General features: G+C 68.0%; 12 protein-coding genes. 7 read left to right on the top strand and 5 right to left on the bottom strand.

Annotated elements, in window-relative coordinates:
• Positions 1 to 16 precede the first annotated feature (16 nt).
• From hutH to CQ050_RS22015, 4 genes are all read left to right on the top strand, one after another.
• A complete protein-coding gene (gene hutH, locus CQ050_RS22030; RefSeq protein WP_105558955.1) occupies positions 17 to 1,546 on the top strand; it encodes a histidine ammonia-lyase in 1,530 nt (509 codons plus the stop codon).
• Positions 1,547 to 1,665: 119 nt separating this feature from the next.
• A complete protein-coding gene (locus CQ050_RS22025; RefSeq protein WP_105558954.1) occupies positions 1,666 to 3,084 on the top strand; it encodes an amino acid permease in 1,419 nt (472 codons plus the stop codon).
• 23 nt (positions 3,085 to 3,107) lie between these two features.
• Complete coding sequence (gene hutI / locus CQ050_RS22020) at positions 3,108 to 4,325, top strand: imidazolonepropionase (protein WP_105558953.1); 1,218 nt, start codon at positions 3,108 to 3,110, stop codon at positions 4,323 to 4,325.
• A 181-nt stretch (positions 4,326 to 4,506) separates the two neighbouring features.
• Positions 4,507 to 5,259, top strand: coding sequence for a carbon-nitrogen hydrolase family protein (locus CQ050_RS22015; protein WP_233214223.1), 753 nt, complete (start codon positions 4,507 to 4,509; stop codon positions 5,257 to 5,259).
• Positions 5,260 to 5,313: 54 nt separating this feature from the next.
• Here CQ050_RS22015 and CQ050_RS22010 read toward each other — a convergent pair whose 3' ends face one another.
• The 3 genes from CQ050_RS22010 to CQ050_RS22000 all read right to left on the bottom strand — a co-directional run bounded on the left by CQ050_RS22010 (position 5,314) and on the right by CQ050_RS22000 (position 9,470).
• Positions 5,314 to 6,912, bottom strand: a complete 1,599-nt coding sequence (locus tag CQ050_RS22010; protein WP_105558951.1) for a methyl-accepting chemotaxis protein — start codon at positions 6,910 to 6,912, stop codon at positions 5,314 to 5,316.
• Between the two features lie 151 nt (positions 6,913 to 7,063).
• Positions 7,064 to 8,443 (bottom strand): MFS transporter, encoded by a 1,380-nt coding sequence (locus tag CQ050_RS22005; protein WP_105558950.1) that lies wholly within the window; start codon positions 8,441 to 8,443, stop codon positions 7,064 to 7,066.
• 85 nt (positions 8,444 to 8,528) lie between these two features.
• Entirely contained in the window at positions 8,529 to 9,470 is a 942-nt protein-coding gene (locus tag CQ050_RS22000; protein ID WP_105558949.1) for a LysR family transcriptional regulator, read from the bottom strand.
• Between the two features lie 126 nt (positions 9,471 to 9,596).
• Here CQ050_RS22000 and CQ050_RS21995 point away from each other — a divergent pair, with 126 nt between their 5' ends.
• From CQ050_RS21995 to CQ050_RS21985, 3 genes are read left to right on the top strand one after another with little or no spacing between them, the layout of a single operon-like run.
• Positions 9,597 to 10,580 carry a tripartite tricarboxylate transporter substrate binding protein gene (locus tag CQ050_RS21995; protein WP_105559032.1) on the top strand — a complete coding sequence of 328 codons (984 nt, stop codon included), beginning with the start codon at positions 9,597 to 9,599 and terminating at the stop codon, positions 10,578 to 10,580.
• 31 nt (positions 10,581 to 10,611) lie between these two features.
• Positions 10,612 to 11,811, top strand: coding sequence for a M20 aminoacylase family protein (locus tag CQ050_RS21990; RefSeq protein ID WP_233214221.1), 1,200 nt, complete (start codon positions 10,612 to 10,614; stop codon positions 11,809 to 11,811).
• 16 nt (positions 11,812 to 11,827) lie between these two features.
• The gene (locus tag CQ050_RS21985) at positions 11,828 to 12,565 is read left to right on the top strand and encodes a phosphoribosyltransferase (protein WP_105558947.1); all 738 of its coding nucleotides are present in this window, start codon (positions 11,828 to 11,830) and stop codon (positions 12,563 to 12,565) included.
• Here the strand turns inward: CQ050_RS21985 and CQ050_RS21980 are convergent.
• Entirely contained in the window at positions 12,562 to 14,661 is a 2,100-nt protein-coding gene (locus CQ050_RS21980) for a site-specific recombinase (protein ID WP_105558946.1), read from the bottom strand. The two genes, CQ050_RS21985 and CQ050_RS21980, sit on opposite strands and share 4 nt — an antisense overlap.
• Positions 14,662 to 14,677: 16 nt before the next feature.
• On the bottom strand, positions 14,678 to 16,369 hold the full coding sequence (locus CQ050_RS21975) for an MFS transporter (protein WP_105558945.1): 1,692 nt from the start codon (positions 16,367 to 16,369) through the stop codon (positions 14,678 to 14,680).
• Between the last annotated feature and the right edge of the window lie 4 nt (positions 16,370 to 16,373).

Below are 16,373 nucleotides of genomic sequence, written 5' to 3'. Positions count from 1 at the left end.
GCACAGGAGACCCAGAATGGATTTGCATTTGAAACCCGGCCATTTGACGTTGTCGGATCTGCGGCGCGTGTACCAGCAGCCGGTCCGCGTAACGCTGGATCCCGGCGCGGGTGAAGCCATCGACGCCAGCGTGGCAACCGTCGAGCGCATCATCGCCGAAGGCCGCACCGTCTACGGCATCAACACGGGTTTCGGCCTGCTGGCATCCACCAAGATCGCCCGCGAAGACCTCCAGGCGCTGCAAAGCTCGCTGGTGCGCTCGCACGCCGCCGGCGTGGGTGAAGCGCTGGACGACGCCATGGTCCGCCTGATCATGGTGCTGAAGATCAACAGCCTGGCCCGGGGCTACTCCGGCATCCGCCGCCACGTGATCGACAGCCTGATCGCGCTGGTGAACGCCGAGGTCTATCCGCATATTCCCCTGAAGGGCTCGGTGGGCGCCTCTGGCGACCTGGCGCCGCTGGCCCACATGTCGATGGTGCTGCTGGGCGAAAGCCGTGCCCGTCATCAGGGGCAATGGCTGCCGGCGCACGATGCGCTGGCCCGCGCGGGCCTGGCGCCGCTTACGCTGGCGGCCAAGGAAGGCCTGGCGTTGCTGAACGGTACGCAGGTGTCCACCGCGTATGCCTTGCGCGGCCTGTTCGAGGCCGAAGACATGATGGCCGCGGGTCTCGTGTGCGGCAGCCTCAGCGTGGAAGCGATGCTGGGCTCGCGCGTACCGTTCGACGCCCGCATCCATGCAGCGCGCGGCCAGCTTGGGCAGATCGATGTGGCGGCCGTCTATCGCGGGCTGCTGGACAGTGACAGCGAGGTCGGCCATTCGCACGTGGATTGCGAAAAGGTGCAGGACCCCTATTCCCTGCGCTGCCAACCTCAGGTGATGGGCGCGTGCCTGACACAGATCCGCCATGCCGCGCAGGTGCTGCAGATCGAATCCAACGCGGTGTCTGACAACCCGCTGGTGTTCGTGGATCAGGGCGACGTGATCTCGGGCGGCAACTTCCATGCCGAACCCGTGGCGATGGTGGCCGATAACCTGGCGCTGGCGCTGGCCGAAATCGGCGCGCTGTCGGAACGGCGCATCGCGCTGATGATGGACAAGCACATGTCGCAACTGCCGCCGTTCCTGGTGGCGAAGGGCGGCGTGAACTCGGGCTTCATGATCGCTCAGGTGACGGCGGCGGCGCTGGCCAGCGACAACAAGGCGCTGGCGCATCCCGCCAGCGTGGACAGCATGCCCACGTCCGCCAACCAGGAAGACCATGTGTCCATGGCGCCCAACGCGGGCAAGCGGCTCTGGGCCATGGCCGAAAACGTGCGCGACATCCTGGCGATCGAATGGCTGGGCGCCTGCCAGGGCCTGGATTTCCGGGAAGGCCTGAAGACGTCGCCGCAGCTTGAGCAGGCGCGCCGCGCCTTGCGCGAACAGGTGCCGCACTACGAAGAAGACCGCTTCTTCGCGCCGGACATCGCCGCCGCCAGCGGCCTGATCGCCGCGCAGGTCCTGAACGGCCTGATGCCGGCAGGCCTGCTGCCCAGCCTTTAAATCCGATACCGCGGCCCCGAGAGGGGCCGCATTGATTTCACGCCTGATGACAGCGCCCGCAGATGGCGCGCGCCGGGCGGTTGACGGTGCTCGCCTATTACAAGTGCATGGAGACAGGAATGCAGGCAAAAACACAGGCAACAGCGCAGGACCTGAAACGCGGGCTCACTGCCCGGCACATACGCTTCATGGCCCTGGGGTCCGCCATCGGGACCGGGCTGTTCTACGGGTCGGCCAAGGCCATCCAGGAGGCCGGGCCTTCGGTGCTGCTGGCCTACCTGATCGCGGGCGCCGCCGTCTACATGGTGATGCGCGCGTTGGGCGAAATGGCCGTGCACAACCCGGTGTCGGGATCATTCGGGCAGTACGCCACCAGCTACCTCGGGCCGGTCGCGGGCTTTCTGACCGGCTGGACATACGCCTTCGAGATGATCATCGTCTGCCTGGCCGACATCACGGCCTTCGGGCTGTACATGGGCTTTTGGTATCCCGATGTGCCGCGCTGGATCTGGGTGCTGTCCATCGTGTGCTTCATCGGCGCGATCAACCTGTGCTCGGTCAAGGTGTTCGGCGAACTGGAGTTCTGGCTGTCGCTGTTGAAGGTGGGCGCGATCATCGCGATGATCGCGGGCGGGCTGGGCATCATGCTGTTCGGCTTCGAGCTGAACGCGGACAGCGCGGCGACCGGCGTGCATAACCTGTGGGCGCACGGCGGTTTCATGCCTAACGGCGTGGGCGGACTGATCGCGTCGCTGGCGGTGGTGGTCTTCGCGTTCGGTGGCATCGAGATCATCGGCATCACCGCGGGCGAGGCCAAGGACCCGGGCCGCACGTTGCCGCGCGCCATCAACGCGGTGCCCCTGCGCATCCTGCTGTTCTACGTGCTGACGCTGTTCGTGCTGATGTCCATCTTCCCGTGGACGCAGATTGGCAGCAAAGGCAGTCCCTTCGTGCAGATCTTCGACAGCCTGGGCATCAGTTCGGCGGCCACGATCCTCAACATCGTGGTGATCTCCGCAGCCGTGTCGGCGATCAATAGCGACATCTTCGGCGCGGGCCGCATGCTGTATGGCATGGCACAGCAGGGCCAGGCGCCGCGCGGCTTCGGCGCGGTGTCGCGTAACGGCGTGCCGTGGATGACTGTCGTCGTGATGTCGGCGGCGCTGCTGCTGGGCGTCGTGCTGAATTACCTGATCCCCGAAGGCGTGTTCGTGCTGATCGCCTCGATCGCCACCTTTGCCACGGTCTGGGTTTGGCTGATGATCCTGTTGTCGCAAGTGGCGATGCGGCGCAAGATGAGTCCGGAAGCGGTTGCGGCGTTGAAATTTCCGGTGCCGTTCTGGCCCGTGGGGCCGATCGCGGCGATCGCGTTCATGCTGTTCGTATTTGGCGTGCTGGGCTATTTCCCCCGGACGCAGGCGGCGCTGGCCGTGGGCGTGGTGTGGATCGCGCTGCTATGCGTGGCGTACCGCATGTGGGTGCATCCCAACCTTCCGTCTGGCGGCATTCCGGTGCCGGTAGCGCAGGGTTCGGATTGATGGACGATTTTCAGGAGAAAGGGATGAGACAGGTCTGGCGCAATTGCCACGCCGCCACGATGGTGGATGGCGTCTATTCGGCGATCCCGCACGCCGCCATTGTGACGCTGGCCGACCGCATCGAATGGATCGGCTTAGACACAGACTTGCCTGCCGTCGACGCCGCGCAGGTGCATGACCTGGGCGGCGCGTGGGTCACGCCGGGGCTGATCGATTGCCACACGCACCTGGTGTTCGGCGGCAACCGCAGCCTGGAGTTCGAGCAGCGCTTGCAAGGCGTGGACTACGCCACGATCGCGGCACAGGGCGGCGGTATCGCCAGTACCGTGCGCGCCACGCGCGCCGCCTCGGAAGATGCGCTGTACGTCAGCGCGCGTCAGCGCGCCTTGCACCTTCTGCGCGATGGCGTCACCACGCTGGAGGTCAAGTCGGGCTACGGCCTGGACCTGCCCAACGAACGAAAGATGCTGCGCGTGGCGCGGCGCCTGGGCCGGACGCTGCCGCTGACGGTGCAGGCCACGTGCCTGGCCGCGCATGCCCTGCCGCCGGAATATGCCGGGCGCGCCGACGACTACATCGACGAAGTGGCGCGCCGCATGCTGCCCGTGCTGGCCGCGGAAGGCCTGGTCGACGCGGTCGACGCGTTCTGCGAGCACCTGGCGTTTTCGACTGAACAGGTCGAACGCGTGTTCAAGGCCGCGGCGCATCTGAGTCTGCCGGTCAAGCTGCATGCCGAACAATTGTCGTCCTTGCATGGGGCGACGCTGGCGGCACGTTATGGCGCCCTGTCGGCCGACCATCTGGAATACCTGACGGAAAGCGATGTGGTGGCGATGGCGGCCGCCGGCACCGTGGCGGTGCTGCTGCCGGGCGCCTTCTACGCCTTGCGTGAAACGCAGTTGCCGCCGCTGGACCTGCTGCGCCGGCACGGCGTGCCCATCGCCATTTCAAGCGATCTGAATCCGGGCACGTCGCCCGTACTGTCGTTGCGGCTGATGCTGGGCATGGCCTGCACGCTGTTCCGGATGACGCCCGAAGAGGCGCTGGCCGGCGTCACCACCCACGCGGCCCGCGCTTTGGGGTTGCAGGCCACCCACGGCGTGCTGGCCCCGGGCAAGATCGCCGACTTCGTGGCGTGGAATGTTGCCCATCCGTCCGAACTGGCCTATTGGATCGGCGGCGATCTTCCCAAGCGCATCATTCGGCACGGCGGCGTGGTGGACGTGGCGGGCCTGCACTGATCGCCCGCCATGGCCGAGCCCGGCCACGGCTGCGGCAAATTCGGACCAACAGGCGTCCGATCCGGACCTGATGCGCCAGCGCCGTGCCGGGGGCCGGCGTGGTGTTCTACGATGTGGCGGGAAGGCGCTCGATGGCGGGCGCGCATGGCCAAAGCGTAGAGGAAAACGTATGCGGATCTGCATGATGGAAGGGCCCGTGGACCTGGCGCCGGAAGGCGCGACCTGGGAGGGCATCGCCGACCGCATCGGCGAACTGGCGCCCGACTTGCTGGTTACCAACGAGATGCCGTTCGGCCCCTGGCTGGCGGCGCTACCCGCCTATGATCCGGCGCTGGCCGCCGAGTCGGTGCGGCTGCACGAGGCCGGCTTGCGCGCGTTGGCGGCGCTGGAACTGCCCGCCGTCGTGTCGTCGCGTCCGGTGCCGGCCGGCGGCCGCCTGGCCAACGAAGCTTTCGCCTTGCAGGGCGGGCGCTACACCCCGCTGCATCACAAGCAGATGTTCCCTGAAGAGCCGGGCTTCTTCGAGGCCACCTGGTTCCAGCCCACGATGCAGGGCTTCGAGGTCTTCGAGGTGGGCGGCATCCGCCTTGGCGTGCAACTGTGCACCGAGCTCATGTTCAACGAACGCGCGCGCCGTTACGGGCGGGACGGGGCCGAGCTGATCGTGGTGCCGCGCGCAAGCGGCGCATCCGTCGGCCGCTGGCTGACGGCGGGCGCGATGGCGGCGCTGGTGTCCGGCTGCTACGTGGTCAGTTCCAACCGGGCGGGCCGCACGGCCGACGGGCAGGTGTTTGGCGGCCGCGCGTTCGCTTTCCAGCCCGACGGCGAGCCGCTGGCCCAGACCACCGACAGCGAATCGATCGTGGTGGTCGACGTGGATCCGGCCCGCGCCCGGGCGCAGCAGTCACGATACCCCTGCTACGTGCGGGAGTGATGCCGGGCGGACGGGGCGCGGCGCCGACGCCTTTGGCGCCCGCCGGCGCGCCGCTCAAGCCGCTATCGCGACGCCCCGCGGGTCCCGGATCAGCGCGGGCAACCGGAACGCGCTGACCGCCTCTTGCAGCCGTTGCGCCTGGGTCTCCAACGAGGACGCCGCCGCGGCGGCTTCTTCAACCAGCGCCGCGTTCTGCTGCGTCACCTGATCCATCTGGTTCACTGCCGTGTTCACCTGATCGATGCCGGTCACCTGTTCACGCGAGGCCGTCGCGATGTCGCTGACCAGCAGCGTCAGGCGTTCGACGGTTGCCAGGATCTCTTCCATGCTGCGGCCGGCCGTCTCGACCTGGGCGGCGCCGGCCTGCACCGTGGCGCCGGACTCGTTGAGCAACTGTTTGATCTCCTTGGCGGCGCTGGCGCTGCGTTGCGCCAGCGACCGGACTTCGGCGGCCACCACCGCAAAGCCCTTGCCTTCCTCACCCGCGCGGGCAGCTTCCACCGCCGCGTTCAGCGCCAGGATATTGGTCTGGAAGGCGATGCCGTCGATGACGCTCACGATGGCTTCGATGCGGCCGGCGTCCTGCGCGATTTCGCGCATGGTGCTGACCGCTTCCTTCACGGCCAGGCCGCCGCGCTGGACCACATCGCTGGCGGTGGCCGCCATCTGGTTGGCCTGCCGGGCGTTTTCGGCGTTGCTGGTGACGGTGGACAGCAACTGCTCCATGCTGGCCGCGGTTTCTTCCAGAGACGCCGCCTGCTGCTCGGTGCGGCTGGACAAATCCTGGTTGCCGGCGGCGATTTCGCTGGAGCCCGCATTGATCTCGACCACGCCGTCGCGCACGGCGTGGACCGTGCGCACCAGGCTGGCCTGCATCTCTTGCAGGTAGGGGATGATCTGGCCGACGCAGTTGTTGCCATACGGCGCGATGGGCGTGGTCAGGTCGCCCGTGGCGATCCGCCGGAAATGGCCCTTGATCGAGTCCAGCGGTTGCCGCACGAACGTCACGACGTAGCGGTCGCCCAATGCCAGCAGCAACAGGCAGACGCCCAGCACGACGCCCATTCCGATGTAAGCCTGCTGGCGCTTGGCGGCGGCCGCTTCCCACAGCAACGTTTCGCGTTGCTTGGCATAGGCCTCATAGCTTTCGATGCTCTTGCCGAATGCGCGGCTGGCCGTCACGACGGCGCTGGCCGCGTGCGCCCGGGCGCGGGCGATGTCGCCGGCTTCCAGGTGCTGGCGCTGCACGGCGATGCCGCCCGTGACAAGCGCGTTGAAACCGGCCTGCATGGATTCCATGACGGCGGGCGGGGCATCCTTCTGCGCCAGGTCCACAAATATCGCTTGCTGGCGTCTGGCTTCGTCCAACGCGGCGTCGATGCTGCGTCCTTCTTCCGCGGCCTGTGCGGTCTGGCCTTCGCTGGCGTACTCCAGCTGGCGCGACAGCCGCAGCCGCGCGCGCATGATTTGATCGTTGACCCGGGACAGGGCGGAGACTTCGTGAAGGAGTTCGTTGCTGGCGGTGAGCGCTTCGCCCGCGCTACGCAAGCCGTTGACGCTGATGGCTGACAGGCCAGTGAGCAAGGCGCTGATCATGAGCAGGGTGCACAGGATCATGCGGCGGATGGTGATGTCTTTCAAGAACTGTGTCATACGAGTCGTATCCCTGATACAGCGAGTGCTGCACCAGCAACAACGACCCGGCTTCACCGATATTTAGCAGCTGTTTCACAACTTACGAATATATCGGCTAGATGCCCGTATATATCGAAAAATAACGCAACATTGTTGCTCGTTAGCGTTTTCACGCGGCGAAACGCAAGCGGGAAAAACTGGCGATGCAGGCCAGCGCGGCGCACAAACCGCCCAGCCACAAGGCGGCGATCGCGCCGTGTGTCGTGGACACATGGAAGCAGGCGGCCACCAGCGCCGCGCCGCTGGCTTGTCCCAGCAGGCGCACGGTGCCGATCATGCCGCTGGCGCCGCCCGCCCGCGAAGCAGGCGCCGACGTCATGATGGCGCGCAGGTTGGGCGATTGGAAAAAACCGAATCCCGCGCCGCAGATGGCCATGCGCCACGAGATGTCCCAGGCCGACGGCGCGGCGGGCATCAAGGCCAGCAATACCATCCCCAAGGCCAGCAGCGCCAGGCCGACGCCGCCCAGGATGCCGGCGGGATAGTGGTCGGACATGCGTCCGGCGATCGGCGCCATGATGGCCACCACGACGGGCCAGGGCGTGATAAGGAAACCCGTGTGCACCTGGCTGTAGCCCAGCACGGACTGGAACAGGAAGGGCAGCGATACGAATGCCAGCGCCTGCGCCGCGAAAGCGCAGACGGCGGTGGCGGCAGACAACGCGAACAAGGGGCGGCGCAGCAGGTCCACCGCCAGGATCGGCGCGGGGTGGCCTGCCTGCCGGCGCATCAGCAGCCACAGGCTGGCGATGGCGCCGCCCCATTCCAGCGCGATGCGCGGCCACGGCGCGCCGTGCGCCAGTTCATTCGAGCCCAGCACGAACAGGCCAAGCGTCAGCGCGCACAGCAAGGCAGCGAAGCCGTCGAAGCCGTGCGGCGCGCGGGCGGTTTCCGGCAGGCCGCGCAGGGCCAGCACGGCGGCCACGATGCCGATGGGCACGTTGACCAGGAACAGCCAGTGCCACGATCCCAATAGCAGGATGGCGGACGCCGCGGTGGGGCCGGCCGCGAACGACAGGCCGACCACCATCGCGTTCAGGCCCAGCCCGCGGCCCAGCATGTGCGACGGATAGATGAAGCGCAGCAATGCGCCGTTCACGCTCATCACGCCGGCCGCGCCCAGCCCCTGCAGGATGCGCGCCACCACCAGCACGGGCAACGACGGCGCCAGGCCACAGGCCAGCGACGACACGATGAACACCACCAGCCCCACGATGTAGACGCGCCGGTGGCCCAGGATCTCGCCCAGGGCGGCCGCGGGCAACAGCCCCGCCACCATGGCCAATTGATAGCCGCTGATGACCCAGATCGACCCCGCGTCGCTGGCCTGCAGGTCGCGCGCGATGGTGGGCAGCGCGGTATTGGCGATGGCCGTGTCCAGGCTGGCCATGCAGACCGCCAGCATGACGGCCAACAAGGCGCCCTGGCGTTCGGTGGCGGGCAGGCCGGCGCCAGCCGGATAGACGGTATTGCGGGAGAACGAGAGCATGGGGCGGGGTGGGGCGAGGCGTCCGGACGAAGCGTCCGGAATCAGGAAAGCTGATTCTAATGCGGCATCGGAATTCAACGCTTCGTCAGTAAGGGGCGCGGCCGCGCAGCATGTCGGTCAGTTCCGCGTAGCAGCGTTGCACGGCGGCCCGGGCCTGCGTTTCGGGGGCGCGGGTCATCAGGCAGATGCGGCGCGTCATCTGCGGGCGTTGCACGGGCACGATGGCCAGGCCATCCAGGCGCTGGCCTTGCGTGTACAAGCGCGAGATCAGGCCCACGCGCAGCCCGGCCCGCACCAGGCTGTAGAGCGTGTCGGTGTAGTTCAAGGTGTCGGTCGCGGCCAGGCCGGCGCCCTGCTGACGCAAGGTGGATACGATCATCTCGTAGGTGCTGCCGCGCGACAGTACCGCCAGCGGCTCGTGCTTCAGGTCCTGCCAGGTGACGGCGCTGCGGCGCGATAGCCGGTGCGTGTCGGCCATTACCGCGACCAGCTCGTCTTCGGCAACGAAGGCGGCGGCCACGCCGGGCATCAAGCCGAAATCCAGCCCCAGGCCGATGTCGAGTTCGCCGTTGTCCAGGGCGGCCATCAGTTCATCGTTCAAGTGGTCGCTCAAGATCAGCACGGTCTCGGGATGCCGCAAGCGCCACTGCGCCACGGCGGGCGCCAGCAGATGCATGGTGGACGGAATGCAGCCGATGCGCACTGTGGCGGCCTGCGTGTCCAGCAGGCGTTGCAGGTCGTCGGCGCCTTGCGTGTAGGTATTGAGCAGCCATTCGATCTGCGCCCGGGCGGCAAGCCCCGCTGGGGTCAGGCGCACATGATGCGTGCTGCGTTCAAACAGCGCCACGCCCATCAGCGTTTCCAGCTCGCGGATTGCCGAGGACAGGGCGGGCTGGCTCAGCGCCAGCGCCTGGGCCGCGCGGCTGAAGCTGGCGTGCCGGGCCACTTCTTTGAATCCGCGCAGCTGGCGTAGCGTCGGCTGGCGCGGCGGCGTGGCCGGGCGGTCCGGCTCGGGGCGCTTGGTCATAGATTTACCTGATGAATCTATAAAAATATACCATTTCAGTTATTACCCCGAGCTGCGTAGGATGGCGCCGTCGCCTCCTTGCGCGCCCTGCCTTTCGCGCGCGTATCCGTCCCGTTCGCCCTCATCATGCTCAAACGCCTGTTCCTGTCCGTGTCCGCGCTGGCGGCCGCGCTTTGCCTCGCCCCTGCCGCGTGGGCCCAGACGCCTTGGCCCGGCGCGAAGCCGTTGACGCTGATCGTGCCGTTCAGCCCGGGCGGCAACGTGGACACGACGGCGCGCCTGGTGGCGCAGAAGCTGTCGGAACGGTTGAACCAATCGATCATCGTGGACAACGTGGCGGGCGCGGGCGGCGTGCTGGGCGTGGCCCGCGCCACCCATGCCGCGCCCGACGGCTACACGCTGGTGATGGGGTTCGACGGCCCCATCAGCGTGGCCCGGCTGATCAATTCCGCCGTGAAGTACGACGCCGAGAAAGACCTGGCGCCCGTCGCCCTGGTGACCACCGCGCCCGTCGTGCTGCTGGCTCGTCCGGGCCTGCCCGTGAACGACATGGGCGAGCTGATCGCCTTGGCGCGCGCCAAGCCGGACACGCTGACGTATGCGTCGTCGGGGGTTGGCACCGTGCTGCACCTGTCGATGGAAGTGATGCAGGACCAGGCCAAGGTGAAATTGGTCCACGTGCCCTATCGCGGCGGCGCGCAGATCACCAACGATGTGATGGGCGGCCAGGTGGACCTGGGCTTGCTCGTGACCACCAGCGCCACGCCGCTGGTGCGGCAGAACAAGCTGCGCGCGCTGGGCGTGACGTCGGCAGCGCGCGTGGCCACGCTGCCGGGCGTGCCGGCCTTCGGCGAAACGACCCAGCTGAAAGGCTTTGAACTGAACACCTGGATGGGCGTATTCGCGCCCACCGGCACCGACCCGCAAATCGTGCGCCAGCTGAATCAGGCCGTGAACGCCGTGCTGCAGCTGGACGACGTGCAACAGCGCCTGGCCGAAGGCGGTGCTATCGCCGGTGAAGGTTCGCCGGCGGACTTTGCCGAATTCCTGAAAAAGGAAAAGGCCGTGTACGCGCACATTGTGAAAAGCGCCAATATCCAGCAGGAATGATGCTGCTGACTTCCCAAGGATGTGCCACGACATGAATGATTCCGCGCTGGGGCCCGTGCTGCCTGAAATCCGGGTGATCCAACAAGAGATGGTGGCGCTGCGCCATCGGATTCATGCGAATCCTGAACTGGCCTACCAGGAGGTCGCCACCGGCGATCTCGTGGCCGAGCGCCTGGCGGCCTGGGGCTACGAGGTGCACCGCGGCCTGGGCGTGACCGGCGTGGTCGGCACCTTGCGCCGGGGATCGGGCGCGCGCCGGCTGGGCCTGCGCGCCGACATGGACGCCCTGCCCATTCACGAGACCACCGGCCTGCCCTATGCAAGCCAGCACCCCGGCAAGATGCATGCCTGCGGGCATGACGGGCACACCGCCACCCTGCTGGCCGCGGCCCGGGCACTGGCGCAGCGCGCGCAGTTCGACGGCACCGTGCACCTGATCTTCCAGCCCGCCGAAGAGGGCCACGGGGGCGCGCAGAAAATGATCGCCGACGGGTTATTCGATCGCTTCCCGTGCGACGCCGTGTACAGCTTCCACAACGAGCCCGGTTATCCGGCCGGGCACTTCGGCTTCCGGTCCGGCGTGATGTACAGCTCGTCCGACACCGTGGTGTTGACGGTCTGCGGCGTGGGCGGGCACGGCGCGATGCCGCACGTGGCCGTGGACCCGATCGTGGCCGCCGCCAGCATCGTCCTGGCCTTGCAGACCATCGTGTCGCGCGAGGTCGATCCCAACGACATGGCGGTCGTGACCATCGGCGCCATCCACGGCGGCGACGCGCCCAACGTGATCCCGAAGTCGGTGGAACTGCGCTTGACGGTGCGCGCCCGCCGCCCCGAAACGCGCGTGCTGCTGCGCGAACGCATCACCGCGATCGCCACGGCGCAGGCGGCGGTGCACCGTGCCACGGTCAAGGTCGACTACCTGTGGCGCTATCCGCCGGTCATCAACGACCACGACGCGACCCAATTCGCCGTCGCGGTCGCGCACGAGTGGCTGGGCGCCGAACGGGTGATCCCGGACCTGGCGCCCCTGCAGGCCAGCGACGACTTCGCCTTCATGCTGGAAGCGGTGCCGGGCAGCTACTTCATCGTCGGCAATGGCGAGGGCGAAGGCGGCTGCATGGTGCATAACCCCGACTACGATTTCAACGACGACATCCTGCCGGTGACGGCCAGCTATTGGGTCACGCTGGCAGAGCGCTTCCTGACTGCCGGCTCGCCCGCGTTCTGAACCCGGCGTTTTCCGTATGACCGCTTCCGCTATGCCGCCCGCCGATCGGGCCCCGGCCTTCGACGCCACCACGAACTACTGGCAAGAGATCGTTGCGGCCGACGCGCTGTCCGTTCCGGCCGCTCCGCCCTATTCCCGTGGCTATCCCGCGCGCTTGCCCGATGGCCGCTATCTGGTGCTGCCGCTGCGCGGCGTGCCGGGCGATCCCGACCGTTGCGTCGCGTCGCTGATCGCCAACCACGCCAGCCTGGATGTCGTCGAGACGCTAGCCGGGTTCATGGCCGACCGGGCGCGGGTGTTCGGCGCGGATGAGGTCGTGGGGCTGCCCACGCTGGGCCTGGCGTTTGCGCCGCTGGTGGCGCGCGGGCTGGGTTTCACGCGCTACGTGCCGTTCGGCTATTCCCGCAAGTACTGGTATGACGAAAGCCTGTCCGTGCCGGTGCAGTCCCTGACCACGCCCGAGGCCGGCAAGCGCTTGTATGTCGACCCGAACCTGGCGGGCATGCTGCGGGGCCGCCGCGTGCTGGTGGTGGACGACGCCGTCAGCACGGGGCAGACGATGGCGTCCGCGCTGACGCTGCTGGCGCGTTGCGAAGCCGAGGTGGCGGGCATCGTCGTGGCCATGCGCCAGGGCACGCGTTGGCACGGGCGGCTGGTCGACGCAGCGGGCGTGCCGTTGCCCGTGGCCTGCGCATTCGAGTCACCGCGCCTGCAACGGGTCCCGGGGGGCTGGGCGCCCGAAACCCAGGCTTAAACGCGTTCGGGGGCCGGCCGGGGCTTGACCGGCCAGAACAGCGTTGCCGGCCGCTGCCAGATGCGCTGGCGCACGCTGGCGGACAGCGAATCGCGGTCGCCGCGGCGCAGGTTGCGCGAGCGCAACGCCACATTGAACGCCAGCGCGAAACTCACGCCCACGTTCAGCAGCCCCGTCATGGCGGTGCCCGCCACCGCCATCCAGAACACTTGGGTGTGCACGACCTCCCATCCCAGCGTGCCCAGCGCGGTGCCGATCTGGCCCGCGCTGAGCGTCACGTGGCGAACTTCCACGTGCGGGCCGAAGAAGCTCACGATGGCCGGGCCCAGGCCCAGCATCAGGCCTAGCGACACGTTGCCGGCGATGCCCGAGATGTTGCGTTGCCAGAATCCGGCCCAGCGCGCCGCGCCGCGTTCACCGAACAGGTGCCGGGCGCGCCGGTTGTAGGCCATGACGTCATGCACGCGGTGCAGTGCGAACCAGTTGTCGGCCCAGCCGGCGATCAGGCTGGACAGCCACAGCAGCACGCCGGTGGCCGCCGCATAGATGGGCGTCGCACCCCAGATCGAAAACGACGCCAGCGTTTCGTGCGCCTTGTCGGCGCTGATCAACGGCCGGTCCAGGCCGTGCACGGCAATCCATTGCACGGCCCAGGCCAGGGGAAAGACCACGGCCAGGTTGCCCAGGATGGCCGCCGCGTTGGAACGGATCATGGACAGCGTGTCGTCCAGGAACGCGTCGCGACCTTCGGGCGTATAGGCGTCATCCAGCCGATGGGCCAGCGCGGGTCCCGTCATGGCGGGCTGCTTGGTGGCCAGCGTGAAGTGCGCGAAGTGGATGGCGAGGAAGCCGCCGGCGTAGTTCAACGACGCCAGCAGCCCTTCGATGAACTTGTCCAGGTGCAGCGAGACGATGAAGAATTTCAGGTAGACCGTGAACACCATGATGAAGCCGCCGCCCAGTGACGCCTTCAACATCGTCAGGTACTCGGCGGCGTCGCGCGCGATGTAGTGTTCGCCGGTTTCGGCGGTGCGCTCCATGACGCGTCGCGCCAGTTGCGCGAACGACGAGGCGGCCAGGTGCCGGATGCTGCTGCGGGCCTGGGTGGAGCGGATCAGTTCGGCCGTCAGGTGCACGTATTTGTGGCGCTGCGTGGGGTCCACCCACACGCTCAGCAGCAGTTCTATGCGGGCCAGCCGCAGCTTCATGCGTTCGATCTGGAACACCACTTCGACGGATACGCCGTTTTTCTCCAGTTCGTCGTAGACGCCTTGCGTGGCGGTGCGGCAACCGTCCAAGAGCGCGCGGAACATGTTCAGCCGCCGGCCGAACACATCGCGCGGCGTGTCCGGCCCGCTATCGCACAGTTCGGCCGCGGCGGCGGCCAGCGCGAAGAATGGCGTGTCCTGCACGCGGCCGGGCAGGCGCGAGCGGATGTCCTGGCTCAAGCCCGTCGCGCGGACTTGGCTGACCAGCACCTGGATGCTGCTGGTCAGCGCCTGTTCAAGCCGCGGGGCGGGCGGCGCCGGCGCGGCGGGGTCCGCGCGCGCCACGCCGTCGCCGTGGCGGTACAGGGCGCGCATGCGGGCCAGGGTGTCATCGTCCAGCGATTCGATCCAGCGCGCGTCGCCGGCGCGGCGGAAGATCAGCGAGAACAGGCCGAACATGTCGCCGCGGTTGGGGGGTGGAGGCAGCAGCCGCGCCTGCGCGCGTTCCCAGAATTCGCCCCAGAAGCCGGGATGCGAGGCCACGCCCGTATCGCACAGGAGCGAGGTGGGGTCGTTGTCGGCCACCAGCGAACGCAGGGTGGCGGCGACGGGGGCGGCGCGGTCCGGATTGTTTTCCAGCACTTGCAGCAGGTAGCGCAACCGCGTGTGCTGCGGGTGCCGGACGGCATCGGGCGGTGTATCCGACGCCGTGTCGGCGGAAGGGGACGCCGCCGGTCGGCCAGGGCGGTCCAGCCAGCGGCTCAGATCCACCATCCACAGGTTGCGCTCGGCTAGCGGGGCGTCGGGATCGGCGCTCGACAAGATGATGTCCAGCTGCGGGCCGCCATGCCGCGAGGCCCGCCACTTGCGCCAAAGGGAGGAAAGCATGGGCGGGCCTCGCGGGTCATAGGGATTCGGGGTCTCGGCGCAGGGAGAAGCCTTGCGCTTCGTTCATGGCCAGGTAGCTGACGTTGCGCGACACAACCGGCGGTTTGTCGCCGCTGTGCAGGGCGCGCACTTCGTCCAGCACCATCTTGTCGGCCAGCGTCATGCGGTCGATCATGCGCAGGTATTGCATCCAGCTTTCCACCAGGAACACTTCACGCCACACGCCTTCGCGTTCCAGGTCGCGGAACAATTGCCATTGCTGCGCGCCGTTGCGCAGGCGCAGCAGCCGCAGCGGATGCGCGGCGCCGATCAGCGCGGATAGCTTGTCGTGTTCGATCAGGTATTCCACCGCCACCAGGACCGCGCCGTGCTGGGTGTTGAAGCCGGCCGCGGCCATCGCGGGTTCGGTGCTGTCGACGCGCGCCAGGGATTGGGTGTCCACGTGTTCGGGCAGGCGCGAGCGATACAGCAACGCGACGGTGATGCCCAGCATGATGCCGGCGGTGCTGAGCGCGCCGGATACGCCCATGGTGCCTGCGAAGTGGCCCCACATGAACGAGCCCGCCGCCAGGCCGCCGAAGATGGCCGTCTGGTAAAGCGCCAGCGCGCGTGCCTTGACCCAGTCGGGCACGAGCATCTGGACGGTGGTGTTGTAGGTGGCCAGCACGCCGATCCAGCAGCTGCCCGACACCAGCAGCGCGGGAAAGACGACCCACAGGGTGCTGGTCAACCCCAGTGCCAACAGGCAGGCGGCCAGCAGCGCGGCGGCCACGGTGACCAGTCCGCCCGCGCCCCAGGCGGCCTGCACGCGGCGCACGAAGGCGCTGCCCAGGATGGCGCCGACGCCTAGCGCGCCCAGCATGTAGCCGTACAGCAGGGCGCTGCCTTCTTCGTGGTCGTGGGCCAGCAATGGCAGCAGCGCCCACAAGGCGCTGGCCGACAGGCCGAAGGCAAACGAGCGCAGCATGACGACACGCGTCACGGTGGAGTGCTGGGTGTAGCGCAGCGCGGCGACGACGCCTTCGAACAGGCCTTCGGGCGGCAGGCGGCGCACGGGCAGGTCGCGCCGCCAGCGCCAGATCGCCCAGATCAGGCCGCCGTAGCAGAAGCAGTTCAGCAGGAAGACCCAGGGCGCGCCCAGGGCGCCCAGCAGCAGGCCGCCGATGGCGGGGCCGACGGCGCGCGCGACGTTGTAGTTGACGCTGTTGAGCAGGACGGCGCTGCCGACGTGGGCGCGCGGAACTTGTTCGCCGACGGCGGCTTGCCAGGCAGGGGTGACGATGGCGCTGCCGATGGCGATGCAAAAGACCGAGGCGATCAGCGTGATCGGATGCAGCAGGCCGGCGAACGCCAGCAGGGTGATGAAGAGGCCGCCGGCCAGTTCCAGCAACATGCCGGTCAGCATGACCTTGCGGCGGTCGTAGTTGTCGGCCAGCACGCCGGTCAGGATGGACAGGGCAACCAGCGGGAAGGCGGCGGCCACCTGGATCATGGCGACCATCAGGGGGCTGCTCTGTTCGGTGGTGATGATCCAGGCGGCGGCGACGGATTGCGCCCAGGTGCCCAGGTTGGCGAACAGGTTGGCGATCCAGATGATGCGGAACGCGGGGAAGGCGAAGGGGGAAAGCGTGCTGACCGTGAGAGGGGCGGCGGGCGCTGCGGGCGCGCCAGGGGGGAGGTCGGCGGAGGGAGAGACGGGGGTGAGCATACGG

The sequence above is a fragment of the Achromobacter sp. MYb9 genome, from assembly GCF_002975275.1.
Lineage (GTDB): Bacteria > Pseudomonadota > Gammaproteobacteria > Burkholderiales > Burkholderiaceae_B > Achromobacter.
This window is presented reverse-complemented; position numbering and strand designations above follow the sequence as displayed.

What these genes read in the sequence shown, in the direction of transcription:
- hutH (WP_105558955.1), top strand. Translation starts at nt 17, where the DNA reads ATGGATTTGCATTTGAAACCCGGCCATTTGACGTTGTCGGATCTGCGG.
- CQ050_RS22025 (WP_105558954.1), top strand. Translation starts at nt 1,666, where the DNA reads ATGCAGGCAAAAACACAGGCAACAGCGCAGGACCTGAAACGCGGGCTC.
- hutI (WP_105558953.1), top strand. Translation starts at nt 3,108, where the DNA reads ATGAGACAGGTCTGGCGCAATTGCCACGCCGCCACGATGGTGGATGGC.
- CQ050_RS22015 (WP_233214223.1), top strand. Translation starts at nt 4,507, where the DNA reads ATGATGGAAGGGCCCGTGGACCTGGCGCCGGAAGGCGCGACCTGGGAG.
- CQ050_RS22010 (WP_105558951.1), bottom strand. Translation starts at nt 6,912, where the DNA reads ATGACACAGTTCTTGAAAGACATCACCATCCGCCGCATGATCCTGTGC.
- CQ050_RS22005 (WP_105558950.1), bottom strand. Translation starts at nt 8,443, where the DNA reads ATGCTCTCGTTCTCCCGCAATACCGTCTATCCGGCTGGCGCCGGCCTG.
- CQ050_RS22000 (WP_105558949.1), bottom strand. Translation starts at nt 9,470, where the DNA reads ATGACCAAGCGCCCCGAGCCGGACCGCCCGGCCACGCCGCCGCGCCAG.
- CQ050_RS21995 (WP_105559032.1), top strand. Translation starts at nt 9,597, where the DNA reads ATGCTCAAACGCCTGTTCCTGTCCGTGTCCGCGCTGGCGGCCGCGCTT.
- CQ050_RS21990 (WP_233214221.1), top strand. Translation starts at nt 10,612, where the DNA reads ATGAATGATTCCGCGCTGGGGCCCGTGCTGCCTGAAATCCGGGTGATC.
- CQ050_RS21985 (WP_105558947.1), top strand. Translation starts at nt 11,828, where the DNA reads ATGACCGCTTCCGCTATGCCGCCCGCCGATCGGGCCCCGGCCTTCGAC.
- CQ050_RS21980 (WP_105558946.1), bottom strand. Translation starts at nt 14,661, where the DNA reads ATGCTTTCCTCCCTTTGGCGCAAGTGGCGGGCCTCGCGGCATGGCGGC.
- CQ050_RS21975 (WP_105558945.1), bottom strand. Translation starts at nt 16,369, where the DNA reads ATGCTCACCCCCGTCTCTCCCTCCGCCGACCTCCCCCCTGGCGCGCCC.